A 25,707-nucleotide genomic window follows, 5' to 3' on the forward strand; every position below is an offset into this window, starting at 1 on the left:
ATTATCACCCAGACTGCGGCTCCCGAAAGTCAGGCGTAGCTCGAAACCGCGCCCTTGTTCCGCTGCGCTCGACCTTTCGCAATCTGCTCGACATAGCCGCTCTTCTGTAGTTCTTGCAATGGATCCACTGGAAGCCCTCTAGCCTCACGCCAGGCACGCACAACTGGACGAACGTCGCTCCAGAAGCTATCGCGAAACAGTTCCTCGGCCTCCACCAATCGGCACTCGTCCTGCAACTTCGCCAGAGTATCCCGGTCGATCAATGCCGCCCGCGCAAACAACTCCTGCGCTGTCACCACGCTCTGGACCATCGCCTCCATCTTGCCCTTCAGGTTATGACTCTGGTCAATCATGTAGGCAATCCCATCCGTCTTTGCCGCAGGAGCACTCAGAATCTCATGGAAGATACGGAAGAGCTGATATGGATCAATCGATCCTAAAGTCAGATCGTCATCAGCATACTTCCGGTCATTAAAGTGGAATCCTCCCAGCGCATCGACATACAGGAGCCAGGCAACGATCTGCTCGATGTTGGCCCCAGGCGCATGGTGCCCCGTATCCACCAGGACCTTTGCCCGAGGCCCTGCCTTCTGCGCTAGGTGCAGCGCCATCCCCCAGTCCGCAATGTCCGTGTGATAAAAGGCCGGCTCAAACGGCTTGTACTCGATCAGCAGCCGTTGCCCTTCGCTCGTCGCCGCATGCATCGCGCCAAGCACCTCTTCCATCCAACCGATCCGCCGGCTAATCGACTGTGTCCCCGGGTAGTTCGATCCATCCGAAACCCAGATCGAAATATCTTTGCTGCCCAAACTCCGGCCAATCTCCACCGACTCCAGTAGATGATCGAGAGCTACCTTCCTGACTGCTGCATTCGGGTTCGCAATCGAGCCAAACTTATACTCCTGCGACTGAAACAGGTTCGGATTGATCGAGCCTGCTTTGACGCCATGCTCCTTCTCCAGCGCACGAATCTTCTCTACATCTGCCGTTCCATTCGGGAGATCCCAGAGAACATGCAGTGCCACCGTAGGGCTCGCTCCCGTCAGCCGGTTCACCTCTCCGGCATCGGCAAACTTCTCTTCAATCGTTGTGGCGGCTGCGTCCTGCACAAATTTGCCAAATCGCGTCCCGGTATTGGCAAAACCCCACGAAGGAACCTCAATCCGGAAGCGATCCAGTACGGACCAGACTTGCTCTTGTTTTGACTGTACCGCTTCGTTCTTTGGCATGAGGCATCATTCCCTTTCGAAAATAAGTCTCTATTGAAATGATTTAAAACGCAAGCTTGCTCGGTCTAATGATGGTTGCTCACCTTCAAGAACCATTCTTCAAAAACCTCAGGCACGAAGCGCAAAGCCTACAATAAATACAGATACGACCAAACCATTCGTATCCGGAGAGCCTTTTTGATGAAACTCCTCTTTCGCTCCCTTTTTCTGCTGCTCTTCTTCTGCCCCGTTCTGGATTCATCCGTCTCGGCGCAGGCTGCTGGCCCTTCAGCAACAGATAAGGCAAAGATCCTCTCCTATATCCATTCCAGTTGGAACACCCTCTCTCGATCCATGTCCAACTGCACTTCAGTAGTCGACCCCAAGGTTACGTCCATCCCCGTCCTTTATCTCCCTGACGGGATGGCCGTACCACCACCGGTTTCGGCCATGCAGAAAAACTGCCAGGTCGAGGTCCGCAATCTTCCGCGAAAAATCGCTCACATGGGCGATGTCAGTCCCTCCGATCTCCAGGAAGAAGGACTGCTTTATCTTCCCCATCCTTATGTAGTTCCTGGAGGCCGTTTCAACGAAATGTACGGCTGGGACAGTTACTTCATCGTCCTTGGCCTGATCGCTGATCACCGCGCTGACTTGGCGCGCAACATGATCGAAAACTTCTTCTTCGAAATCGAGAACTACGGCTCCATCCTCAACGCGAATCGAACCTATTACCTCACCCGCTCACAGCCGCCCTTCCTCACTTCCATGATTCGCGAACTCTACGAGCACCCGGGGAAACAAATCCTGGGCAAAGCATGGCTGACCCGCGCTTACGACTACGCCCAGCGCGACTACAGCGTCTGGACCACCGCACCCCACCTTGCTGGAGACACCGGCCTCGCCCGTTACTTCGACGTTGGCACTGGACCTGTTCCTGAAATGGCCGATGACAGCACCTACTATCCCGATATCATCCGTTGGCTGCTCTTCCACCCTGGCGTCTCAACGGATTATCTGATCGAAGCGCCTGACTTCCCCTCTCCCGACCAGGCCACGGAACTCGCAAAGACAAGCTGCAACGTTAGCAAATCTAAAGTCTGTGCCAACGCATATGTCGATGGACATCGCCTGTCCGCCGCCTTTTATCGCGGAGATCGCGCCATGCGGGAATCTGGCTTCGACCCCAGCTTCCGCTTTGGGCCGTTCAGTGGGTCCACCGATCACTACGCTCCCATCTGTCTCAACAGCCTGCTCTACAAGTACGAGCGCGACATGGCCCACTTCGCCACGCTTCTCAATCGCCCCGGCGAAGCCGCCGAGTGGAACCACCGCGCCGCCGCCCGCAAAGCCGCCATCAACAAATATCTGTGGAACCAGAAGACCGGCATGTTTTACGACTACGACTTCGTGACCAACCGTCTCTCCTCTTACAACTACATCACGACCTTTTATCCTCTCTGGGCCGGGCTCGCCTCTCCCGCACAAGCCGCCGCGCTCCGTCTTCATCTCCCTCTCTTTGAGCGTGCTGGCGGAATCGCCATGAGCGACTTCGACTCCGGCACACAGTGGGACCTCCCCTTCGGCTGGGCTCCCACCACCTGGCTTACCGCTAAAGGGCTGGCGCAGTATGGATTCACCAGCGACGCCCGCCGTATCTCCACCAAGTTCTCCGGAACCATCCTCGATAACTTCCTGCGCGATGGCACCATCCGCGAAAAGTACGACGTGGTCAGCGGAACCGCGAACGTCGAAGTCTCCACGGGTTATAAGAGCAACGTCGTCGGCTTCGGCTGGACCAATGGCGTCTATCTCCAGATGAACCGTCTTCTCGCCCAGTCTGCCCGTAAACAGGCCGCCTCATCGTCCTCGCGTGATCGCGACGATGATCCCGAGCCTGTCGTCTATCAGCTCAGAATCCGCGCCTTTCAAAGAAATCCGGCTCGAACCACAACCCTCCTTCGTACTCCATAGAGCTTCGTTCATCTCGTTCCGACCGAACGCGAAAGTTTCGTAGGCGGATTGTCAGGGCTGATATCTAGGCCCGTCACATACAGGCAGCAAAAGCTGTATGCTTTCATCTATTTCTGTGCAAATCCGTAATACAATTTTTCCAGCTTCAACCTAAACCTTTCGGGTTCTGAATCATACGTGTGTCTGGCGTGAGTTCTGTCTCGCGCCCAAAGGAGAACGACCGTGGCAACGAAAAAAGCAGCACCGAAGAAGGCAGCAAAGAAAGCACCTGCCAAAAAGGCAGCGGCAAAGAAACCAGTCGTCAAGGCGAAGAAGAAGTCCGCGCCCAAGTCGACCAACATTGAACGTCTCACCGCCGCTGGCGTAATTCCAACCGAGAACGTCGCGGATCACGATCACAAGGTCATCAACAAACTCAGCGCCGCAGAAGTCAACACCCTTATCAAGCTGCGGAAAAAAATGGGAGCGGCTCCTCTCGCTACCATGGCTTCAAGCCGCCCGAACTTCCCCGTCTAAACCAGCACGGTCTAGCCAGACTTCCACAAGCGGGTCTGCCGCCTTCGCAGCAGACCCGCAGCAGCTTTCCACTCTGCAGGAACCACTCTATGTCCGCATCTCACAGCGATCTCCTCTGGGCTAAAATCCGTCTCGCCGAAGCCAGAATGAACTCCGCCAGCAACCAGTTCTGGAACCATCCGGATCTTCGCGAGCTACTTCCTTCCTTCCTCATCCAGCTCCATCGCGTGATGCAGGGAGGTATTGGTCTGATGCGTATCGCTCGCGACCGCGCAGCTTCGCTCTCCGGCGACCCTGTTGCGTCAATCGTCGTTCCTTACCTGGACCAGCACATCATCGAAGAGCAGGATCACGACGCATGGCTGCTCGACGATATCGGGACTCTCGGCATCTCTCCCGCGGAAGTCGCAGCCACCACCCCACTCCCTTCCGTTGTCTCTCTCCTGGGGGCCCAGTACTTCTGGGCACTCAATATCCATCCAGTTGCCGTCTTTGGCTATCTGATCGTTCTCGAGGGCAACCCTCCTCTTACAGAGCAGCTTGAGGCCATCCGCAAGCGCACCCGCCTGCCTGCGACTGCCTTCCGTTGCCTCATCGCCCACGCCGACAACGATCCCCACCATATCGCCGATCTCAACCGAACCCTCGACGCCATGCCGCTCTCCACCGAGCACGAGAAGTACATCGCGCTCAGCGCCTTCCACACCATCGACGCGGTAGCCTCTGTCTTTGAAGAACTCCTTGCAGCTCACGTTTCATCGTCCAGGAGTACACTCAGAACCCTCAGGGCCTCCTAAACCATCTGGATGAGCTTGCAATGATCGAAGGACAGACCATCTCGCACTATAGAGTCCTCAAACACCTCGGCTCCGGAGCCATGGGAGTTGTTTGCAAAGCAGAGGACCTCTTGCTTCATCGCACCGTTGCCCTGAAGACCCTCTCCTCCTCTGTTCTCGCAGACTCTTCGCATAAGCGTGGCCTGCTCGACGAAGCCCGTGCCGCCTGCATCCTCGATCATCCCAACATCTGCCGCGTTCATCACGTCGAAGAGCTCTCCGACGGCCAGGTCATTCTTGTCATGTCCTTCTATGAAGGAGAGACTGTCGCCGAAAAGATCTCCCGTAGCGCGCTCGACCTCCCTACTGCAATCAACATCGCCCTCCAGCTTCTCTCAGGGCTCCACCACGCGCACGGCAAGGGCATCATCCATCGCGACATCAAGCCCTCCAATCTCATCGTCAATCCGGATGGCGAGGTCAAAATCGTCGACTTCGGCCTGGCCCGCCGCTCCAATATTGCCCGGGCCCTTACCGAAACCGGAGTCATCGTTGGAACCATCGCCTACATGGCGCCCGAGCAGGTCCTCTCCCGTCCCGTCGATCACCGCGCCGATCTCTGGGCCGCCGGAGTCGTTCTCTACGAGATGCTTGCCGCTACTTCTCCTTTTCCAGGCACGACCCCATACGCCGTCTTCGATTCCATCTTGCACGTCGCTCCGCGCCCTGTCACTGATTTCCGTGCCGATCTTCCCGAGACGCTCCCCTCGATCCTCGAGCGCTCTCTCGCCAAGGACCCCAACCAGCGCTTTCAGGATGCGGCTGAGTTCATCACCGCGCTCGAGCCTCTCGCTCAAGCACGCTCCAGTTCCCGCTACACCATCGCACTTCCCACGATGCTGATGGATTATCGGCGCAACTCCGATGAACCCTCGATTGTCGTTCTTCCTTTTATCACGACCCCCGAAGACAATACCGCCGATTACTTCTGCGATGGCCTCACCGACGAGATCATCACCGATCTTTCCAGTGTCCATGCTCTCCGCATCATCTGCCGCGCCTCGGCCATGCAACTCAAAGGCACCCGCGAATCTCCCCGCAAAATCGCTCGCGACCTCAACGTCCGCTATGTCCTCGAGGGTTCTGTCCGCCTCAACAAAGCAGCCCAGAATGGCATGGCCAACATTCGCGTTACCACGCAGCTCATCGATCCCGAAAGCCAGTCTCTCGTCTGGGCCGACAAATATACGGGAACGCTCGATGATGTTTTCAGCATTCAGGAGAACATCTCGCGCCAGATCGTCTCTGCGCTCAAGATCAAACTCAGCCCGGCTGAAGACCGGCAGATGCATGAGCGACCGCTTCCCGATGCAGAGGCCTACCGCTACTACCTGATGGCGAAACACGAGATCCTCAACTACTCCGAAGATGCTCTCTCCCGAGCGCTCGAGTATCTCGAAGCCGGCGAAAACATCGTCGGCCCAAACGCTCTCCTCCTTGCCACCAAGGGCCAGGTCTACTGGCAGTACATTAACGCTGGTATCTCCTCCGACACAGAGTATCTCGGCAAAGCTCGAGACTGCGCCATCCAGGCCCTGGCCCTCGATCCTCAATCCGCCGCCGCCCATCGCCTGCTTGGGCTCATTAGCGTGCAGGAAGGAGACAGCCAGCGCGCCATTCATCTGCTCAAGCGCGCCATCGAGTCCGACCCCAACGACTCCGACACCCTCAGCTGGTACTCTGCCGTCTGCGGTCTCAGCGGAAAGGCCCACGCCGCCATGCCGCTCGCCCGCCGTATCCTCGAAATCGACCCCCTCACACCGGTTTACCGTTTCATCCCCGGCCTCCTCTCGCTTATGGGAGGCGAATTTGCCGACGCGCTCCCCTCTTTCGAGGACGCTATCCGTCTGGATCCCAGCAATACGATGCTCCTCTGGTGCCGCGGCCAGATTCTCGCCTTGCTTCGCCGTGACCAGGAAGCCATCTCGCAGTTCCAGGCGATCCAACTACTGGACGCAACTCACTTCTTCTCTCAGATCGGAGCCGTCATGATCGCAGCCCTTAAAAGCGATCGCGAAGCCCTCGACCGCGCAGCCACACCCGAACTCTGCGAGATCGTCCAGTGCGATCCGCACTATGCCTGGAACTTCGCTCAGTGTTATGCACTGACCGGCGATGCCAAGGCATCGCTCCATTGGATTGAAAAAGCAATGAGCAAAGGGTTTATCAACTACCCCATGATCAGTCGCTGGGACCCTCTGCTTGCCCCCATTCGCCAAACAGCTCACTTCGACAGCCTCCTCGATCGCCTCCGTCCGCGCTGGGAGAACTTCGAGGTCTAGCGTTGTTTCAGAGTTGCTGTATCTACAAAGCGAAGCAGCGGATACCGTTTTACTCGAGAAGTAGAGAAAATTGACTCTCCCTTCATCCAGCACGGATACTTAACCTACATTCCATTTCTTTGTCTCAGGACCCAATCGTGTCGAATATCCTTCAGAATCTTCCTCTCGGCCAGAAAGTTGGCATTGCGTTTTCAGGCGGCCTGGACACCAGCGCAGCACTTCACTGGATGAAGAAAAAAGGCGCTGTCCCCTACGCCTACACCGCTAATCTTGGCCAGCCCGACGAATCCGACTACGACGCCATCCCGCGCAAGGCCCTGGAGTACGGCGCCGAAAAAGCCCGCCTCATCGATTGCCGTCCTCAGCTGGTCGCTGAAGGAATCGCCGCCCTGCAGTGCGGGGCCTTCCACATCACGACGGCCGGAGCCACCTACTTCAATACCACTCCCATCGGCCGCGCCGTCACCGGAACCATGCTCGTCGCCGCCATGAAGGAAGACGATGTCAGCATCTGGGGTGATGGCAGCACCTACAAGGGCAACGACATCGAACGGTTCTACCGTTACGGCCTCCTCGTCAATCCCGACCTCAAGATCTATAAGCCCTGGCTCGATGACGCCTTTATCAACGAGCTCGGCGGCCGTGCCGAGATGTCCGAGTTCATGCGTCAGTCCGGCTTCGAGTACAAGATGTCCGCCGAAAAAGCATACTCGACCGACTCCAACATCCTCGGTGCCACCCACGAAGCCAAGGACCTCGAGCACCTCTCGAGCAGCGTAAAAATCGTCGTCCCCATCATGGGAACCGCTTTCTGGCGCGATGATGTCGAAGTCAAGCGCGAAGAGGTTACCGTGCGCTTTGAAGAAGGTTGGCCCGTCGCCCTCAATGGCACAACGTTCCATGACTCCGTCGAACTTCTTCTCGAAGCCAATCGCATCGGCGGTCGCCACGGTCTCGGCATGAGCGACCAGATCGAGAACCGGATCATCGAAGCCAAGAGCCGCGGCATCTACGAATCCCCCGGCCTCGCCCTGCTCTACATCGCCTACGAGCGCCTCATCACCGGCATCCACAATGAGGACACCATCGAACAATACCGCGAAAATGGCCGTAAGCTGGGCCGTCTGCTCTATCAGGGCCGCTGGTTCGATCCTCAGTCCATCATGCTGCGCGAAAGCGCTCAGCGCTGGGTCGCCAAAGCCATCACCGGCGAGGTCACGCTTGAGTTGCGTCGCGGTAACGACTACTCCATTCTCAACACCGAGTCGCCTAACCTTACCTTCAAGCCCGAGCGCCTCACCATGGAGAAAGGTGACTCCGTCTTCTCTCCCCGAGATCGTATCGGCCAGCTCACCATGCGCAACCTCGATATCACTGACACTCGCGAAAAGCTCCTCACCTACGCCAGTGCCGGTCTCATCGATCTGGGTAAAGGCATTAACGTCCCCCAACTCACCAGCGAAGAAGAGAACAATTAATTTCTGAGAAGTTAGCTCATTTCAACCGAAGCAGCGGGCGTTCCATCGTCCGCTGCAAAGAAATCTATTTTGTCTCCCTTAGGCCCCAGGGTTCACGATGGCTCGCATGAAATTGCTGTCAACCCCCTTTCATCCCCAAAAGCGCCGTCATCTATAGCAAAATCAATTATTTACATACGAAAATAAAGCCTGCGAAAAGTGCAGTTTTACCCTGTCTGATCCTTCATACTGAAAATAAGTGGGAAGAGGGTGCGGAAAAGACCGTCGCTTGAGCCTAAAACCTTTATTTTCTATATTTTGATAGCTAAACCATTTAGATGGAATATTTTGCACTAATAGTACCGAGCTAAACCATTTAAATGGAATACTTTGCGTAAAAACACAGGGGGGCATCCCCAAGGCGGGTTCTTCATTAAGGGAGGACAAAATTAGAGGAAGGAGGGTGGTCGGCAGGATCTTTCTTTATGCTGTCCTGCCGCCGCTGAGAGAGGAAAGAAGACGCCGAGTCCGCAGCATATCGATCGTCGGCGTCTTGCGGTGTGCTGGTCGTGCAGATTGTGGTGCGGAATTCCCTTATCGGACGGAACCGCTGGCATTCGAAGCCTGCTGATCCATATTCGTCATCAGCTTCACTTCAACGCGGCGATTTTTGGCTCGACCGGCAGCTGTACTATCGCTGGCTACCTGCTGGTCCTTACCGATACCTATGAGATAGAACTTATGAGGTGCAATGTTGTATTTGCTGGCAAGATAATTCACCACCGCATCGGCACGACGCTGGCTCAGTCCATAGTTGTAGTTCGCATCACCGGTCGAATCCGTGCCGCCGGTAACCGCGAGAATATAGCTGCGTTTATCCGTAAGCGATGCCGCAAAATCGTCCAGAGTCTGCTTGTCCTTCGCCGTCAGAACCGATTTGTCGAAACCAAAAGTCACGGTGGTATCGGCAATCGACTTGTAGTTATCGAGGTTGGCAATGACTCCGTTCAAAGTATCGACACGGTTGTACGCTTCCTGCGCGGACTGTCCAGCAGCATCCGCGGACTGCCCTGCAGCAGTCGCATGCTGGTTGGCAGTATCCGCAGCGCCCTGCGCCTTCGCGATTCCCGCCGTGGCGCGTTCATCGGTATCGACGATAGTGCGGTGGTCATTCGCCGTCTTCGCATCCAGCTGGTTCGTCTGATTGATCACAGGAGCCGTCTGCGACCGAACATAATTCTTGCTCGAACAACCTACCGTTAGACCTACGATCAACGCGCTGGCAAATACCGCAGTTGCCACAGGAGCAATCTTCTTTTCGTTACCAAGGTGAATTCGTGTCATGGAGCTCATTTTGAGTTCATCTCCTTTATGCAGCGAGGCTGCAACGTTACACAGAGAACAACAGCAATCCCTATGCCAAATAAAAAACTCTCACAAACAACAGAAAAATAACGCTTTACCCATCATCTCCGTAGCCGCCTCAACTCACTTTGCGGAGTATCTTCTGGAACTTTTGTTGTGAATTTGCGTCAAATCTACCCGGACAACCTTTCAGACGAAACGCGACTAAACTGGAGCTAAGCCCTCCGTTCGCCTGCATTTGCGTCACGGCTCGTTTTATCGGCATGGACCTCTACCAGAAAATCCGGACTCTTCCCACCTCACCCGGCTGTTATCTCTACAAAAACGCCGAAGGAGAGGTGATCTACGTCGGAAAGGCGAAGAATCTCCGTGCGCGCGTACGGTCGTACTTCCTTGCAGCTTCGCAGGCGAATGCCAAAACCGGCACCCTGATGCGCGAAGCCGTCGACCTCGACTACATCACCGTCGCCAATGAGCATGAAGCGCTTGCGCTCGAAAATAATCTCATCAAACAACGGAAGCCGCGCTTCAACATCCTGCTCCGCGATGACAAGACCTATCCGTACATCAAGCTCACGCTCTCCGACCGCTTCCCGAAGGTCTTCGTCACCCGCCGCCTGCGCAAAGACGGAAGCGCTTACTTTGGCCCATACTTCCCCGGAAATCTCGCATATCGACTGGTGGATCTGATTCATCGCAGCTTCCTGATTCCCTCCTGCAAGGTCGATCTCTCCCGCTACCATCCGCGGGCCTGTTTGCAGTACTACATCAAGCGCTGCCTCGGCCCCTGCGTTGAGGGGCTCACCACACCCGAGGAATATAAGCAGGCCATCCACGATGTGCAGCTCTTTCTCGAAGGCAAGCCCGGTGAACTTGAGCAGCGGCTTACTGCACGTATGCAGCAGGCCGCCGAGGCTGAGCAATACGAACTCGCCGCCCGCCTGCGCGACCAGGTCTCCACCGTGCACCAGATGCTCGACAAGCAGCGCATGGCCACGACGGACAATGAAGACGCCGATGTCTTCGGCTTCCACTACGAGAACGATATGCTGGCCGTGAATCTCTTCCACATGCGTTCCGGCAAGATCGTCGATCGCCGCGACTTCTTCTGGGAAGATCTTCCGGAGTTTATGGAAGCATCAATTGGAGAAGAAGAGGAACTCAACGAAGAATCCTCCGCAGTGGCCTCCTCTACCGCTTTGGAGTCTGAATCCTTCAACCCAGGAAGCTTCTTCTCTGCTCTGCTGAAGCAGCTCTATCTCGATCAGGGATATGTCCCGCGATCGATCCTTGTGCCGATCGATTTTCCCGATCGCGCCCTACTCTCGGAGATGTTGTCGGAACGAACCGGCCATCGCATCGAGATCCTCGTGCCGCAGCGTGGCGAGAAGCGATCGCTGGTCGATCTCGTCTGTCAGAACGCGAAGCAATCGTTCGATCAGCGCTTCCGCGTCCTTCAGCCCTCTCAAAAGGCCATCGCCGAAGCTCTGCAGGATGCGTTGATGCTTGAAGATGTGCCACGCCGCATCGAGTGCTTCGACATCTCCCACATTCAAGGGGCCGAGACCGTCGCCTCCATGGTGGTCTGGGAAGACGGCACGATGAAGAAATCGGACTACCGCAAATTCCAGGTTCGCACAGTTACAGGCGTCGATGATTTTGCCTCCATGCGCGAGATTGTCCAACGCCGATATAAACGGTTGCTGGATGAAGATAAGCCATTCCCTTCGCTCATCCTCATCGACGGTGGTCTCGGCCAGCTCCATGCCGCCGCCGAGGCGCTCAACGAGATCGGCGTCACGCTTCAGCCACTGGCTTCGATTGCGAAGCGCGAGGAGATCATCTACGTCTACGGCCAGGAGAATGATCCCGTTGTTCTCGATCGTCGCTCTCCTGTGCTGCACCTCATCCAGAAAATTCGTGACGAATCACATCGCTTCGCGATCACGTACCATCGCAAACGCCGCGAGATACGTGACCGGAAATCCGAGCTACTGGAAATTCCCGGAGTGGGACCACGCACGCGACAACGCCTGCTCGAGCACTTCGGCTCAGTCCGCGCAATTCGCCAGACCGCGGAGAAAACACCAGATGCACTGACCGCAGTCGTGAACAGGGCAACAGCGGAGAAGATTCAGCGTTATTTCGCAACTGAATCAGCTTCCGACAACCCAGTTCTCAATGTGCTGCCTTAGAAGCAGGGACCTGCTCTGACAGCTTACTATCGCTTACATTCTTTACATTCTGCACCGACTTTACAATCGCGGGCTGAGCAGACTTCGCTCCGCTAATCTCGGCATACAGCATATTTCCTACAACCTTGTGGACCGCCGTCGAAGGATGTCCTTTGTGATAGTAGAAATGGCTCGCCGGGGAAGCACAGGGCGTAGCATCTTCGTCAAAAATCTCGCGTCCTGCGCATGGGTTTGTGATGTCGGTAATGCCATACTTCTCCGGATGCTCCATCACCTCATCGAAGAAGGCTCCCCAATGGCTAAGCCTTACTCCCGCATCCTTCAATTTAGGCCGCATCTCTTCAGGAATCTTTTCTATTGCAGGATTGAGACGCGTTCCAACCTCACTAAAATCAGGGATCTTTTCCGGAAGAATTGCAATGCGGAATCTTCGCGCACCAACTGCATAGAGCGCTTCCATCTCGCTCTCAAGATTGGCGACGGTCTGTTCTGTCGGAATCCGCTTGTCGTTCAATCCTCCAGCGAGAAAAAAGACCGTGGTCTGTGGATCGAACATGATGGAGCCATCCCCCACCATAGCCACAAACTTGGCCACCTGGTTCTTCATCCCGATTCCGAGCCATCCCTTATGGACAGCCCGTCCGGCACTTTCTCCGGTTGATGCCCCGCTAACCGCAAAGTTAAGGCTCTTCTCCGCTGCGTCCGGTGTATTGGATGGAACCAGCATGAGTCCGAGGTGATTGGCAAGGTAAGCCACCGCAGTCGGGCCATCGCTATCGACCCATCCGCGTCCGATGTCGGAGTAGCTGTCTCCGAACACATACATTCGCTCAATAGGAGCCTCAGCTCTTCCAATTCCACAAAGGCAAATCATTGTCAGTAAAAAAAGGACCCGTCGCATTCAGAACATCCTACCGTGTAAAACCCGTTACACCAATCTTTGTTTCCTCTGAAATGTCCCGCTTAAAATCAAAGCGCTCCGCATATCATGCGGAACGCCTTGAAAATATAGGATGATCTGCAGGTTAGAAGATAATCTTTCCCGCCAGTTGCAACTGCCGCGACGACCCAAGGTCGCTCACAGCAAATCTCGTCGCGGAGATCTGTCCAAAGCTGGCTGAAGTATCTGCCAATGTCGGCTGCCCAAAGCTGGGATGATTCAGCACGTCGAATGCGTCCGCTCGCAATTGCAGCGTAAACCGCTCTGTGAGTTTTGTGTTCTTCTCCAGCGAGACATCGACATCGGCAAAACCCGGCCCTGTTGCCGCATTACGGCGCAGGTTCCCGAAGCCGTTGACATTGGCAAACGAACATCCTGCGACTGGCCCCGAGGCTGGACATAACGTCGACGAGATCCAGCCGACATTTCCATTCGTCAGCTTTGTCTTGGAGATCGTAATCGGCGCCACCAGATTGGGTCGCACTGTGCCACCTGTTCCAGTCAGGCCATTCACGGTCGCAGCAACGGCGCTATTAATAATGTTCATCGGATTGCCCGTCTGCCACTGCGCAATTCCTGAGAGGCGAAATCCTTCAACCAGGCGATTCCCTTTGAAAGGAAGATCATAGATTGCATTCGCTGAGATTCGGTGCCGCACATCGAAGTCAGAGAGCCCGAAATTCGACTTGGGATTGTAGCTGTCCTGGAAGACATATACTCCCTGAGAACCTAACGAGTTCAAATCGGTGGACTTCGACCAGTTATAAGTCATATTGAACTGCACATCGTGCGCCAGGTTCTTCCGCGCTGTTACCCAGAGCGCGTTATACATCGATGATCCTGCGCTGGTCACCTCGTTGAAGTTCGAGGCCACGGATGCACCGGGAGCAATCGGGCTGCTGCCCGACAATTTCAGATAAGGACGTACACCGTTGATCGGCTGGTTCTGATTTACTCGTGCTCGAAGCTGTCGCCCCACAGACCCGAAGTATCCAATCTGCATCGCTACGCCACCAGAAAACTCTTGTTGCAGATTCAGGTTGTAGCTCTGCGTATAGGCGTTCTTGAAGTTGTGGTTGACGGTGTTGACGGTCAATCCCGCTGCGGCAGCCGACGTGTAGAGGCTCGACAAAGGGATGGCTGTACTGCTGTTGTAGTTCACAGGGGCTGCAAACGGCGTATTCGATGCGAGTCCGGTTACAGCATTGGTTGCAGGCTGATCGGCCATGTAGCCGTAGCCGCCACGAAGCACCGTCTTCCCCGTGCCGAAGACATCGTAGGCAAAACCAACACGCGGCTCCCAGTTGTAATTCTGCTTATAGACGCTTCCCAGGCCATTGGCGCCAACCCGGATCAGCGATGCGGTTGCTGGATCAAAGACAACAAGCCGGTTCGCTCCTTCGCTTGGAGTTCCATTCCACTCAAATCTCAAACCAAGTTCCAGGGTCAGATTCTGAGTGAGCTTATAGTTGTCCTGAATAAATCCGCCCAGGGCATTCACATAGATTCTGCTGGAGACTGTACTCGGCGTAATCGTAAAAACGTTCGCCACGCCATTGATAAAGTTTGCAGTTGTATTGAAACCCACTGTACCGGTATCGCTGGCGAAGTTCGCGTTCAGGAAACGACGATATTCACCACCGAACTTCAGCGTGTGCTTCCCGACAAGATAGGTTGCTGTATCCGAGAAGACACCCAGCGTATCAGTGCGCCCCTGGGGGAAGAGGGCGGGACCACCGAAGTTCAGTGAGATATCGGTGATCGTCATCTGCGGCAATCCCAATGCCGTATTGATCCCATCATTGATGTGGTAGTCACCGGGATTGGCCCTAAAACTCGGGTTAAAAGCAATGTAGATCCGGTTGAATCCAAGCCTCGCCTCATTCACGAGTTTGGGGTTAAAAACGTGCGTCTCATTCAGGGTCAAGACCTGCCGATGTGCCTCACGGCTATCTCCGAATCCCGGTATCGTATTCCCTTGCAAGTTCGGCTCTGTCCGCACATCCGACTGAAATGCATAGAAGCCATGGAGCGTATCTTTCGTACTGAACTGATGCAAAATGTCTGCCGTCCCCTGATGCACAGTCACCGGCCCCGGGGCTGATCCAATAAAGCGGGTTCCGGTGGAATCGTTCGGCAGAGGGATTAGCGGCAGCAGAGCGACGGCCGCAGGATTTCCAACGGACACAATCTGTGCCCGCTGTGCTGCGGTTAATACGCCACTATTCAACGTCAATGACTGGCGCTGAATCAGTCCTTCATAGCTCAAAAAGAAGAAAGTCTTATTCCGCCAGATTGGACCACCGAGGGCAGCTCCAAAGTTATTCCGCTTCAGAGAAGCCTGTTTAGCAGGGCTCCGGTTGAAGTAGTTGCGTGCATCCAGCGCCTCATTCCGAAGATAGTCGAAGACCTCGCCATGGAAATCATTCGTGCCCGAACGTGTGCTGACATTCACGATCGAACCGGAGCTGCGTCCGTACTCTGCACTATAGGTAGAGTTGTTGATCTTGAACTCAGACGTGGTGTTGATTGACGGCTGGAAGGTGATCTGGTTCTGTACCATGTCATTCAGATTGATGCCGTTGATCTGAAAGTTCACCGTGTCTTCGCGATTTCCCGCCGTAATAAAAGAATTCGCTCCCAGTCCGCGGCTTGGCGAGGTGAGGTTTCCATTCTGCGGAGCTGTAACTCCACCAGGCGTCAACACCGTCAGGTCAAGAAAATGCCGGCCATTCAAAGGGATCTCCTGCACAGTCACGCGATCGATGACCTGCCCCACGGTAATCGTGCTGGCATCAATAACCGGAGCCGCTCCAGTGACTTCAACCGTCTGGCCTGTCGAAGCAACGTTAAGCCTTACGTTGATCGTGGCCCTCTGGTCGACCTGTAACTGAACCCTGGAAACGGTGTAGGGCCCGAACCCAGAGGCGTCCACCTGCAAGCTGTAGTTCCCTGGCTGCAAGGACGGAACGACATACGTTCCCACGCTATCGGTCGTCGTATCGCGATCGGCATTCGTATCCAGCGAATGTACTTTCACCGCTGCGCCAGCAACGACAGCGCCGGAAGCATCTGTTACCGTGCCGGATAAGGTTGCGGTGGTTTGTGCAGATCCTGATGCGCACGCCACGGCCAAAACAAATACAATTCCATACTTCAACCATCTCGCAGCTTTCATAAGCCGCCTCCACAAAGAAGAAATATGCTCCCCTTTCGGGGACACTCTCTTTCAACGTTGAACTGGTGAAGCTCTAATTCGTGTGCCCGTCGCGAACTTTTGAAAGTTCCGTCTCTATCGTGAAGTGGTCCCGGTGCACACCTAAAAAGAAGAAGTAACTGTTAAGCATAATCCGAATCCGCTTTTCACGTTGTCAATGTGATCGATCCCAAATCGAAGTTCTTTCGTCGACCCACAAGACTCGATCGCCCAGGCCGATTGCGGCGACGCAACTGGTCAGGAAATCCATGCAGGTCAGTATTTCTAGGACATAAAGGCGATACCATTCGTTTGTCCTGACGGTGTAAAACTGATTGCACCCTCGAAGATGCGGACCGGAGCCTCATGGCAACCAGAAAAAAACGTATTCCCGACACCAGCAAACCCGTAACCCTGAAGATTCTTGCCGAATATCTCGATCTCTCTCCCGCCACTGTTTCCATCGTCCTGAACAACTCGCCGGTGGCGAAGTCGATCTCGCCGGAGACTCGCGAGCGTGTTCTGGATGCTGCAAAGAAATTTGAGTATCGCCCGAATCTCCATGCCCGGATGCTTCGCACGCGGCTCACCAACACGGTCGGGGTCGTCGTTCCCGAACTCAGCGAAGGTTACTTCACCCGGCTAATGCTTGGCGTGGAAGAGTATCTGATGCAGGCTGGCTATCTCTATTTCACGGTCAGCCATCTTGGGCGCCCGGATCTGATGGAAGAGTACCCGGACCTCTTGATCAGTCGCGCCGTAGATGGCTTCCTCCTCGTCAATACAGAGCTTCGCAAGAAAGTGCCTCTACCTGCCGTTGGGATCTCCTCGCACATCCAGGTCCCTGGCGTCACCAATGTTGTTCTCGATCACAAGCACGCTACATTCCTTGCTCTCCGTCATCTTTACGAACTCGGTCACCGCCGCATCGCCTTTATGAAGGGACAGCGTTTTTCGCTCGACTCCGAGGCAAGATGGCAGTCCATCCACGCTGTCGCGCAGGAGATTGGAATCACCATCCAGTCCGACCTTTGTATTTATCTTGAAGAGAACCTCTGGTCTCCAGATCTCGGCTATCTTCCTGTCCGCGAGATGCTCTCGAAGACCCGCGACTTCACTGCCCTGTTCTGCTTCAACGACACTGCGGCCATTGGGGCGATCCGCGCAATTCAGGACGCTGGCCTCTCTTGCCCCGGCGATATCTCTGTCATCGGCTTCGACGACATCATCGTCTCCGGATTCGTCAATCCTCGTCTCACGACCGTTCGTCAGCCCTTGCACAAGATGGGCGTCGCCGCAGCAGAGCTTTTGATCAAACGTATCCAGGCACCGAACCAGCCCTATCCTGAAAACCTATGGTTCGATCCTGAACTTGTCGTGCGAGAGTCCACAGCCGCTGCACCGTTGGATCGTTCATCATAGTGACCTGACGACCACCCTCTTGCCGAATGACCTCAACACAACATTTTTCCGTCCGTTTCATATGGTTGCGCTTAGCGCCTCTCTTCGCCTGCACAGCCTGCCTCGGACTGCTTACGGTGATGCTGGGTCCATTGCTTCCCGCTCTGATTCTGCATTGGCACATCCAGGATGCGCAGGCAGGGACGCTCTTCACGGCGTTTTTTCTCGGACAACTTCTCGGTGCCTGGTTCGCGACACGCAATCTGCGATTCAGTCTTCTTGGCGGCACTCTCCTCGGCGCAATCGGAACAGGGACTATGGCCTGGACCGGTTATGCGACAGCGCACCTCGCATTATTTGTCGCAGGCATCGGAATCTCCGCCGGGCTCACAGCAGGCAATGTTATTGCAGGGACAGCAACCGAACATCCAGCACGTGCCCTCGCGCTCTTCAATGCCAGCTGGGGTATTGGAGCCATTGCATGTCCTGTACTTGTCTGGCTTTGCGGAGCCTCCCGTCCGCGAATCTTTTTCCTCGCCGCGGCTGCCCTTACCCTTGGTGGAGGAATCTACTCGAATACATTACCGCGCACGCTCACGAACAATGCTTCGCCGGTGCCGAAGACCTCCGCGCAAAGCAAACTTCCTCTTTCCGCATCCGTGCTTCTGTTCTTCGGAGCCTCAATGCTGATCTACATCGGCAACGAAAACTCGCTTGGCGGCTGGCTCCCCAGCTTTGCCTTGCGTAATGGCTCGGTCATAACCGCTTCGGCGGTCTCTCTTCTATATTGGGCCTCTGAACTTGCAGGGCGCCTTCTTTTGGCCGGCCTTCGAGTTAAAGAATCTACCCTCTATCGCGCTTCTCTTTCACTGCTTCTCGTCACCTTGACGGCGCTTCTTATCACTCGCCATCCATCTCCAGGGCACGTCCTGCTGTGCATCGTCGTCGCGGGAATCTCTATGGGGCCTCTCTATCCATTGATCGTGACCTTTCTGCTGAAACGGACCGGGAATCATCCCCGCCTGGGACATATTTTCGCCTCCTGCTCCCTCGGAGGAGCTATGCTTCCCCTGCTGACCGGAATTCTATCCACCCACTTCGGTAGCCTCCGGGCAGGACTTTTCGTTCCGCTTGCAGGCGTCCTGCTGATGCTGCTTTTCTCTTCCCATATTCTTCCGCTCTGCCCTACCGAGCAGGAGGGTTAAAAAAGAATGCCAGGCCGAAGCCTGGCATCTCACAAAAACTGAACACTACGATTTCGTCGAGAACTGAAACTGGTCCCGAAGAGTAATGTAACCAATCACCACAAGAGCAACCAAGGATGGAAGAAAGAACAGATACATAAAGCCTCCTTCGGAGAAGTTCGAACAATGGCCCAATACAGACTTTTGCAACCTCGGGTTCTAAACCGAGGTCGTTCTGACTTACGCCGAAGCGCGAGAAATATCTTGCGCCGCACCGCAAACACAACGAATCTGACAAAGCAAAGTTTGTTGATGCAACCTGTTTAATGCAAACGAATTGCCATCTTGAAAATCCAGAAAATTTGGCAAAAAAAGGCGAAATCCCGCCAAAGATAGCGAGATTCGCCTGAAACCCTTCTCCGAAAGGAAAAACATTCCTCTCAGGAAGAGCAAATCATTTCACAATGCCACAAGAATCTGGCCCACTGCCATTTGCATGCTCCCAGGACTCCTACAAACCTTACACAACCGTAAGGTCTCCGGAGTAGCCGTCCGTCTCGACCAACAGTCCCAGGGCCTGCCGGTCGAACAGACGTTTGTAGGTTCCCCCTGAACGGCCAACCAGCGCGTCATGGGTTCCCTCTTCCACAATCTGCCCATGATCGAACACCAGGATGCGGTCGAGCATGCGAACCGTGGACAGCCGGTGCGCAATCACGATCGCCGTCCGCCCAACCATTAGCCGTTCTGTCGCCTCCTGAATCAATGCTTCCGACTCAGAGTCCAGACTCGAGGTCGCCTCATCCAGAATGAGAATCGGGGTATCCGCAAGGAACGCTCGCGCCAATGCGATACGCTGACGTTCGCCTCCTGAGAGCTTGACCCCGCGTTCGCCCACCAGAGTGGCATATTCCTTGGGCTGACGAAGGATGAACTCCTCCGCATGAGCCAAACGAGCGGCTTCCTCGATCTGACGCCGGCTGGCCGACGGGCGTCCATAGGCAATGTTCTCCGCAAGCGAACGATGGAAGAGGATCGGTTCCTGCGGAACCAATGCCATCTGGGCGCGCAGCGAATCCTGCGTAACCTTGGAGATATCCTGGCCGTCGACAAGGATACGACCGTCTCCGATGTCATAGAGACGATGCAGCATCTTTACAAACGTAGTCTTCCCCGAACCCGAATGCCCTACTAGGCCGACACGCTGACCTCCAGGAATATGCAGCGAAAAATCCTGGAAGAGCGGCGTCGTATGTCTGCCATATTGAAAGGTCACATGATCGAACCGAATCTCTCCCGCAGTGATGCGAATCGGCTTTGCATTCGGTCTATCCTCAATCCCCAACGGCAAGGACTCCAACGCCACCATCTCTTCCATGTCATTGACGCTGCGCTGAAGGTTCGCAACATGCTGACCGATATCGCGCAAATAGCCATGAATGATAAAGTAGCTCGTCAACACGAAGGCGATGTCTCCCGGAGTCGCGCGATGTTGCCACCACAGCAATAACGCGTAAAGAATCACAGCAGTGCGCAGCACCAGCAGCACCACAAGCTGCATGGTTCCGCTGCGCGTACCACGCGTCCAGTGCCGAAACGTTCGGCCGTTCCACTTGGAAAGAATGTGAGCCAGCCTCGCGTCCTCGCGAGATTCCGCGCCAAAGGCCTTTACCACCGGATTGCAGGTAATCGCATCGGCCATAGCTCCGCCGATGCGCGTATCCTGCGAATTCGAGAGCCGTGCAGCCGGAGCCACATAATTCAACGAAAGCGCGATCGACAGCGCAATGTACAGGATTGCTCCTGAAGCAATGATCATCCCCATCTGCGGCCAATGGAATCCGAGCAACAACGAAGATCCCACAAGAACCAACACCGCCGGCAGCAGAGCCAGCAACAAGGTGTCATTCATCAGGTCCGTCGCCCACATGCCGCGTGTTACTCGGCGAACGATAGAACCGGAAAAGTTGTTAGCATGCCAATCGGTAGAAAACCGCTGTACACGCCAGAAAGCATCGCTCGCAAACCGCGACATCAACCGCAGCGTTAGCCGAATGATTGCGGAGATCGCAATATGCCTCCCTGCAACCAGCAGTGCGCCCAGGATGACCATCAGCAGAACAGCGTGCAGCGCCGAGTGGATCGCCTGTGTCCGAACCGAAATCGTCAACGCGTCAATGAGGCGTCCGGAATAGACCGGCAGCCAAAGATCAGCGCAGGTCGCAATCGCCATAGAAATAGCGGTTAAAGCAACAACAGCCTTCTCTCGTCGCCAGTGGCGAAATAAAAATGCGAGGACATCCCGCATCACAGAATTTTTAGAACCAGTCATGGAAATCTCTCAATACAAAAAACGTCGGGAGTTGTACCTGCAAAGTCCGGCAACAGGCACCAGAACGCGCAAATGTCCCAAAGGGGCCAAAAGCACAGAAACACTTACATGCTTCGAAAAAGGAATCTGTTTGTGGAGTGAGTTACGCGGTAAACACGCCAGGAATAGGAAGATGGATCGCGGCGCGAACGAAGCGGTTACGCATATAACGCTGGATCGACATTTTGTGTTCTTCCTTTCGGCGAAATGGTTTGTCTATTGTACCAGTGTCTGCAAGTCGCAGACCCTCGTCCTTTAGGTAGATGCGACAAGTCCGTTCTGTGATTCAGAAAAAATCTAAACGCAGTCTTCTGGGAAACGGAGTTTGTCCGTGAAATGACTACGACCTGCCCTCAGCGGCTCTTCGCGCCGCGAACTCCGCTGGCGTCGGAATCGGATCCAGTTCTCTCCCTGCAAACATCTCCGTAAAGATATGGACAACCTCATCTTTGACTAATCCGTTCGTCGCAAGAACTTCGCGACTGTCGAGCGTAAACCGTCCGCCATTAAAGTGAGATAGCGTCCCTCCCGCCTCCGTCACCAGCAAAGCACCAGCCGACGTATCCCACGGATTCAGGTTGAACTCCCAGAACCCGTCCAGCCTCCCGCATGCAACATAGGCTAGGTCTAGAGCAGCCGAACCCACTCGCCGCACTCCATGCGAGCGCAACGTAATCTGGTAATAGAAATATGCATTTGGATTCAGGTGCCGCTTATGGCTGGGAAATCCTGTCGCAGTCAACGATTCCTGCAAAGTCTTCGTCTTCGATACGTGAATCTGCTTTCCGTTCAGCCACGCACCTTTACCGCGCTCGGCTACGAAGACTTCATCCCGCAGAGGATCGTAAACTACGCCCGCCTTCAGCGTGCCATCTTCGTCCTGTTTTAAACCTGCCGGCCGATGCTCCAGACCCAGCACCACTGCGAACGCAGGAAAACCATGCGCGAAATTTGTTGTTCCATCCAGTGGATCCACATACCAGCGATACTCGCTGTCCAAAGCATCGCGCGTGCCCTCTTCCCCATAGATCCCATGCGAAGGAAATGTTTCTTGTAACCTTTGACGAATCAGCTTCTCGCTGGCCTTATCGGCTTCCGTCACCAGATCCACATCGCCCTTGTACTCCGCTGTAACACCCTTCTCGTAAAAGCTCTTCAATAAGGCGCCAGCTTCGCGCGCAATTTTCTCTGCCTGGTGTACAAACTCAAATTGGCTCACGGAATCCCTCGTACCTCTACTCTAAATGCTATTGATGGTCGTCCTTCTAAGCCGCACTCACTATCTAACTTTCCGAAGTGTCATTTCGAGCGTAGCGCACAGCGCGAAGTCGAAAAATCCCTGCATTTCAATTCCCTCTATATACGAAAGGAGACTTGTCACTTCCCATCCGCGTAGTACCCGCTACGATGACGCAATTGATATTGCCCCTGTAGCGTTGCATCCTTCATCCTCACCCGCACCGTTCGGAACCCACCATCATCCTTGCGCTGTGGTGCATAGTATCCCAGCACATACTGCGTTCGCAGGTCATCCGAGACTCGTGCAAACGCGGGCTCCAGATCTCTCTTGTCTCCCACGTAGAAGTACTTCCCTCCCGTATCGTTCGACATCTGGATCAGCGCGTGCTCTCCCCCCGTATTTCTTCCTGCGTCCTCCCACACCGGTACGATGATGATCGAGTAGATCATCGCCCCTGCCCTCTGTGCCTCTTCTAATGCCTGGCCATATCGCGAGCGCTTCACCGTATCGACTCCATCGGTAATCACCACAATCACCCGCCTGCGGCCAGCCTCGTTCTTCGTCTGCATAAGCCGCTCCGAGGCCAGATAAATCGCGTCATATAACGCGGTCTCATCCCCTCGCTGCAGCTGGTTCAACCCATTCTCAATCTGCTTCTTCTGATTTGTAAACGAAACAATCTCCCGCACGGTGTCAGAGAAATCCATCAGGTTCAGCTCATCCTGATCGCGCAGCAGCGCATTCACAAAGTGCTTCGCCGCATTCTTCTCCAGCCGCTCATCTCTCAACACGCTGTCACTCGCGTCAATCGCCAGCACAATCGACAGCGGGGTCGAAGACTCTTTCTCAAAATAAGCAATCTTCTGCGGCTTTCCATCCTCCAAAATCTCGAAGTCATCCTTCCCTAACCCACCGATAGGAGCGCCATTTTTATCCACCACATTCACTGCAATATTCACCAGCCGCGACTCCACCCGAATCGTCGGGACCTGTCCCTGCGACACAGGCGCTGACTGAGACTGTTGTTGCTGATCCGCATCCGGATTGACCGGCTGCATCGGAGGCCGCCTCACGATCGGAGCCTGCGCCAGCAGCATCGTCCCCATCATCCCCCACAGCGCAAACGAGCACGCAATCCTCACTCCGGCTCTCCCGTATCCGCAATTGCTCCGCGACTCACCGCAATCTCTTCAGGAAATGGCTCGCCGTCTACCCATACAGCGCCATCGGCGAACTGTTCTTTCTTCCAGATCGGGACTGTCCGCTTCAACGTATCGATCAACCATCGACACGCATCAAAGGCTGCTCCCCGATGCGCCGAAGCGACCACCACCAGCACGCTCGTCTCGCCGACGTACAACCGTCCCAGCCGATGCACCAAAGCCACATCGCGCACGCCAAACTTCTCCACGGCTTCCTGAGCAAGTGCTCGCATCTGCCCAAGCGCCATCTCGCGATACGCTTCGTAATCCAGATACAGCGTCTTCCGTCCGCGAGTATTGTCCCGCACAATTCCATCGAAGACACACACTGCCCCATCCGCGCCAGCCTTCAGCTCCGCCACAATCTCTGTCGCCGGAATCACCTCGTCTGTAATCTCAACTCTCATCGAAGGCCCCCGCTCACTGGCGGCAGCAATGCCACCTCATCCCCCTCTCGCAAAACATCTTCGCCTTTCGCATACTCCCGATTCACGGCAATGGCGATCGATTGCATCAACTCTCTCTTCCCTCTTGCGCGCTCTTCAAAGAGCCCCCTCAGTTCTTCGACACAAGCCCCGTCACGCAGTTCCAACTTCTCGCTCTCACCGCCAAAAATCTCCTTCAGCGCTCCAAAAAACAAGACCTGCACTCGCATATTCAGAAGAATACGCGACCACAGGTCTTTGACTCTGCTTCCCTCCAAAATGGCTACTTTTGTCAGCCGCGAGCCTTTGACTTTTTCCTGGAAACCCCATACTTCCCCAGCAGTTTCCTACCCTCCGCCGCCAGCGCATAAGCCTCTTCCAGGGTCTTTGGGATCGGCTCACCCCAGGCATTCGCGCTCAAGGCCAGCCTTGTCGGCTTTCCATTCTTCACCATGGGCCCTTGCGGATTCGTAAACATCCGCACCAGAAACGACCCCTTCCGCCTCATCTTCTCAGGAGTATCCGCAGGCCCCTTCGCTCCCGGTTTCAGGTTCGCTCCATCTCGCAGCCGATAGTATTCGCGCCCCACATCTGTCAGGCCGCCCTTTGGGTCCCTTCCCTCTGTAGGCATCGAGCGCGGAATCGCCGGAACCTTCTTCTTCGCCACGATCTTCTTTGTCATCGATCCGCCCATATGTCCCTATATATTTATGGGAAAGAGAACAACTATGGATTTGCACCAGCAATTCTTCCGAGCCGCGTCCTTCATCCTCTTGCTCTTCCCCACAGTTGGCTTTAGCCAACAAGTTCTCCAGCACGGTCCCTTCGGCAAGCCTGCGCAAGTGTTTGACGAAACCCAGCAATGGACGACTCCCCTTCTCGTCGCCGCTGACGACAATATCGAGATTTACATTCCCGATGTGTCTTCTTCCGACTGGCTCAGTCGCAATTATCCCGACTTCCAGAACCACGGCACCTATACGATCTCAATCTTTTCCTCCTACAGGAAGGTAAAGGCCTGCCGCGACAACTTCGTCAGCCTGGGTCAAGGAGATGCTGCACACATGGACGCCTGCCCAAACATCGGTTACAGAGTTCGTCAGATCACCGTCGACCCTAACCAGAAATCCGTTCAGCTTCTCTACGCCGCCATGGTCGATCAGGACGGATCGGTGATTCCCGACTTCGTGCAACAATCATCCGCGTTCAGAACCTGGGATCAGCTCGACGCCACCACCCAGAAAGCTATCCTGAAGACGAATGATCTCGTCACCCAGCAGATGAGGCGCTACGACGCCAGGCTCCAGAGCAGCCACAATCCACCTCGCGCCTCTTCTCCGCGCGCGACTCCAAAACAACAATAGAAATCACACAAATAACTCCGGCGCCTTCGGATACCAAACCCTCCCATCTCGCACCTGGGCAAAATCTGTCATCTTGTGCTGCCGCAACTCGCTCTCACCATCTGCCTTTACGAAGATATCTTCAACCGCCATGCCACGAGCCAACACCGCATCTGCAATGAGTGATCGATGGCATCGCCACGGTAGCGCTTCCGCACACATTACTACCGTCTTGTCGATCTCCGGCAGACTCACCAGCCAGTCAATCTCCCGCGCAAACGCCTCCGTTTGCATGTAATCCGCATAGCCGCGAAAACTCTCGTTTCTCCAACCCGTATTCACACTGTCTGCAAGCGACCTCCTGCGACCACCCAATCCTTCACCGCGATTGATTCCGCGAATCCCCATATTCTTCAACGAAGCAAACAGCGCTCCCTGGCCGAATTGCGGATGCCGCCGCGACCCTGGAAATCTCCGTACATCCACCACCGTCTCGACACCGTTCTCCGTCAGCGCCTGCAAAAACGCCTCAATGCTCAGCGTCGAATGTCCAATCGTCATCATCGCTAAAC

20 protein-coding genes are annotated in these 25,707 nt (G+C 55.0%); 9 read left to right on the plus strand and 11 right to left on the minus strand.

Annotation, left to right across the window (positions count from 1 at the left end):
* Positions 1-29: 29 nt before the first annotated feature.
* Entirely contained in the window at positions 30-1,229 is a 1,200-nt protein-coding gene (locus tag H7846_RS13760; RefSeq protein ID WP_186692815.1) for a TIM barrel protein, read from the minus strand.
* A gap of 180 nt (positions 1,230-1,409) precedes the next feature.
* Between H7846_RS13760 and H7846_RS13765 the strand changes: the two genes are divergently transcribed.
* From H7846_RS13765 to argG, 5 genes are all read left to right on the plus strand, one after another.
* A complete protein-coding gene (locus H7846_RS13765; RefSeq protein ID WP_186692816.1) occupies positions 1,410-3,182 on the plus strand; it encodes a trehalase family glycosidase in 1,773 nt (590 codons plus the stop codon).
* A gap of 222 nt (positions 3,183-3,404) precedes the next feature.
* Entirely contained in the window at positions 3,405-3,698 is a 294-nt protein-coding gene (locus H7846_RS13770; RefSeq protein ID WP_186692817.1) for an aroma-sacti cluster domain-containing protein, read from the plus strand.
* 89 nt (positions 3,699-3,787) lie between these two features.
* Positions 3,788-4,495, plus strand: coding sequence for an iron-containing redox enzyme family protein (locus tag H7846_RS13775; protein ID WP_186692818.1), 708 nt, complete (start codon positions 3,788-3,790; stop codon positions 4,493-4,495).
* A 20-nt stretch (positions 4,496-4,515) separates the two neighbouring features.
* The gene (locus H7846_RS13780; RefSeq protein WP_186692819.1) at positions 4,516-6,816 is read left to right on the plus strand and encodes a protein kinase domain-containing protein; all 2,301 of its coding nucleotides are present in this window, start codon (positions 4,516-4,518) and stop codon (positions 6,814-6,816) included.
* 137 nt (positions 6,817-6,953) lie between these two features.
* Positions 6,954-8,294 (plus strand): argininosuccinate synthase, encoded by a 1,341-nt coding sequence (gene argG / locus H7846_RS13785; protein ID WP_186692820.1) that lies wholly within the window; start codon positions 6,954-6,956, stop codon positions 8,292-8,294.
* A gap of 573 nt (positions 8,295-8,867) precedes the next feature.
* On the opposite strand, the gene H7846_RS13790 is transcribed toward argG, so the two are convergent.
* Positions 8,868-9,626, minus strand: coding sequence for an OmpA family protein (locus H7846_RS13790; RefSeq protein WP_370561274.1), 759 nt, complete (start codon positions 9,624-9,626; stop codon positions 8,868-8,870).
* A gap of 275 nt (positions 9,627-9,901) precedes the next feature.
* Here H7846_RS13790 and uvrC point away from each other — a divergent pair, with 275 nt between their 5' ends.
* Positions 9,902-11,833 (plus strand): excinuclease ABC subunit UvrC, encoded by a 1,932-nt coding sequence (uvrC, locus tag H7846_RS13795; protein WP_186692822.1) that lies wholly within the window; start codon positions 9,902-9,904, stop codon positions 11,831-11,833.
* On the opposite strand, the gene H7846_RS13800 is transcribed toward uvrC, so the two are convergent.
* Both H7846_RS13800 and H7846_RS13805 read right to left on the minus strand, forming a co-directional pair.
* A complete protein-coding gene (locus H7846_RS13800; RefSeq protein ID WP_186692823.1) occupies positions 11,817-12,659 on the minus strand; it encodes an SGNH/GDSL hydrolase family protein in 843 nt (280 codons plus the stop codon). The genes uvrC and H7846_RS13800 overlap by 17 nt on opposite strands.
* Positions 12,660-12,858: 199 nt before the next feature.
* Positions 12,859-15,951, minus strand: a complete 3,093-nt coding sequence (locus H7846_RS13805; protein WP_186692824.1) for a TonB-dependent receptor — start codon at positions 15,949-15,951, stop codon at positions 12,859-12,861.
* 384 nt (positions 15,952-16,335) lie between these two features.
* Here H7846_RS13805 and H7846_RS13810 point away from each other — a divergent pair, with 384 nt between their 5' ends.
* Entirely contained in the window at positions 16,336-17,391 is a 1,056-nt protein-coding gene (locus tag H7846_RS13810; protein ID WP_186692825.1) for a LacI family DNA-binding transcriptional regulator, read from the plus strand.
* A gap of 26 nt (positions 17,392-17,417) precedes the next feature.
* Entirely contained in the window at positions 17,418-18,575 is a 1,158-nt protein-coding gene (locus tag H7846_RS13815; RefSeq protein WP_186692826.1) for an MFS transporter, read from the plus strand.
* Positions 18,576-19,074: 499 nt separating this feature from the next.
* Here the strand turns inward: H7846_RS13815 and H7846_RS13820 are convergent, their stop codons facing one another.
* The 6 genes from H7846_RS13820 to H7846_RS13845 form a co-directional block, all read right to left on the minus strand.
* Positions 19,075-20,886 carry an ABC transporter ATP-binding protein gene (locus H7846_RS13820; RefSeq protein ID WP_255460649.1) on the minus strand — a complete coding sequence of 604 codons (1,812 nt, stop codon included), beginning with the start codon at positions 20,884-20,886 and terminating at the stop codon, positions 19,075-19,077.
* 379 nt (positions 20,887-21,265) lie between these two features.
* Positions 21,266-22,144, minus strand: coding sequence for an inositol monophosphatase family protein (locus H7846_RS13825; RefSeq protein WP_186692827.1), 879 nt, complete (start codon positions 22,142-22,144; stop codon positions 21,266-21,268).
* 158 nt (positions 22,145-22,302) lie between these two features.
* Positions 22,303-23,307 (minus strand): VWA domain-containing protein, encoded by a 1,005-nt coding sequence (locus H7846_RS13830; protein ID WP_255460650.1) that lies wholly within the window; start codon positions 23,305-23,307, stop codon positions 22,303-22,305.
* The gene (locus H7846_RS13835) at positions 23,304-23,774 is read right to left on the minus strand and encodes a molybdenum cofactor biosynthesis protein MoaE (RefSeq protein WP_186692828.1); all 471 of its coding nucleotides are present in this window, start codon (positions 23,772-23,774) and stop codon (positions 23,304-23,306) included. Before H7846_RS13835 ends, H7846_RS13830 begins: the two co-directional genes overlap by 4 nt.
* Positions 23,771-24,016 (minus strand): molybdopterin converting factor subunit 1, encoded by a 246-nt coding sequence (gene moaD, locus H7846_RS13840; RefSeq protein ID WP_186692829.1) that lies wholly within the window; start codon positions 24,014-24,016, stop codon positions 23,771-23,773. The genes H7846_RS13835 and moaD overlap by 4 nt, the downstream gene beginning before the upstream one ends.
* Positions 24,017-24,084: 68 nt before the next feature.
* Positions 24,085-24,474 (minus strand): DUF6321 domain-containing protein, encoded by a 390-nt coding sequence (locus H7846_RS13845; protein WP_186692830.1) that lies wholly within the window; start codon positions 24,472-24,474, stop codon positions 24,085-24,087.
* A 46-nt stretch (positions 24,475-24,520) separates the two neighbouring features.
* On the opposite strand from H7846_RS13845, the gene H7846_RS13850 reads away from it, so the two are divergent.
* Entirely contained in the window at positions 24,521-25,156 is a 636-nt protein-coding gene (locus H7846_RS13850) for a hypothetical protein (protein WP_186692831.1), read from the plus strand.
* Positions 25,157-25,159: 3 nt separating this feature from the next.
* On the opposite strand, the gene H7846_RS13855 is transcribed toward H7846_RS13850, so the two are convergent.
* Positions 25,160-25,699 carry a DUF488 domain-containing protein gene (locus tag H7846_RS13855; RefSeq protein WP_186692833.1) on the minus strand — a complete coding sequence of 180 codons (540 nt, stop codon included), beginning with the start codon at positions 25,697-25,699 and terminating at the stop codon, positions 25,160-25,162.
* Positions 25,700-25,707: the final 8 nt, after the last annotated feature.

This window comes from Edaphobacter sp. 4G125, from assembly GCF_014274685.1.
Classification (GTDB): domain Bacteria; phylum Acidobacteriota; class Terriglobia; order Terriglobales; family Acidobacteriaceae; genus Edaphobacter.

Bases quoted from the DNA above. Each gene is read 5' to 3' on its own strand.
- H7846_RS13820 (WP_255460649.1), bottom strand. From the start codon at position 20,886: ATGACTGGTTCTAAAAATTCTGTGATGCGGGATGTCCTCGCATTTTTA.
- H7846_RS13815 (WP_186692826.1), top strand. From the start codon at position 17,418: ATGACCTCAACACAACATTTTTCCGTCCGTTTCATATGGTTGCGCTTA.
- H7846_RS13765 (WP_186692816.1), top strand. From the start codon at position 1,410: ATGAAACTCCTCTTTCGCTCCCTTTTTCTGCTGCTCTTCTTCTGCCCC.
- H7846_RS13775 (WP_186692818.1), top strand. From the start codon at position 3,788: ATGTCCGCATCTCACAGCGATCTCCTCTGGGCTAAAATCCGTCTCGCC.
- H7846_RS13805 (WP_186692824.1), bottom strand. From the start codon at position 15,951: ATGAAAGCTGCGAGATGGTTGAAGTATGGAATTGTATTTGTTTTGGCC.
- H7846_RS13790 (WP_370561274.1), bottom strand. From the start codon at position 9,626: ATGAGCTCCATGACACGAATTCACCTTGGTAACGAAAAGAAGATTGCT.
- H7846_RS13780 (WP_186692819.1), top strand. From the start codon at position 4,516: ATGATCGAAGGACAGACCATCTCGCACTATAGAGTCCTCAAACACCTC.
- H7846_RS13835 (WP_186692828.1), bottom strand. From the start codon at position 23,774: ATGAGAGTTGAGATTACAGACGAGGTGATTCCGGCGACAGAGATTGTG.
- H7846_RS13810 (WP_186692825.1), top strand. From the start codon at position 16,336: ATGGCAACCAGAAAAAAACGTATTCCCGACACCAGCAAACCCGTAACC.
- H7846_RS13850 (WP_186692831.1), top strand. From the start codon at position 24,521: ATGGATTTGCACCAGCAATTCTTCCGAGCCGCGTCCTTCATCCTCTTG.
- H7846_RS13800 (WP_186692823.1), bottom strand. From the start codon at position 12,659: ATGTATGTGTTCGGAGACAGCTACTCCGACATCGGACGCGGATGGGTC.
- H7846_RS13855 (WP_186692833.1), bottom strand. From the start codon at position 25,699: ATGATGACGATTGGACATTCGACGCTGAGCATTGAGGCGTTTTTGCAG.
- H7846_RS13760 (WP_186692815.1), bottom strand. From the start codon at position 1,229: ATGCCAAAGAACGAAGCGGTACAGTCAAAACAAGAGCAAGTCTGGTCC.
- uvrC (WP_186692822.1), top strand. From the start codon at position 9,902: ATGGACCTCTACCAGAAAATCCGGACTCTTCCCACCTCACCCGGCTGT.
- H7846_RS13845 (WP_186692830.1), bottom strand. From the start codon at position 24,474: ATGACAAAGAAGATCGTGGCGAAGAAGAAGGTTCCGGCGATTCCGCGC.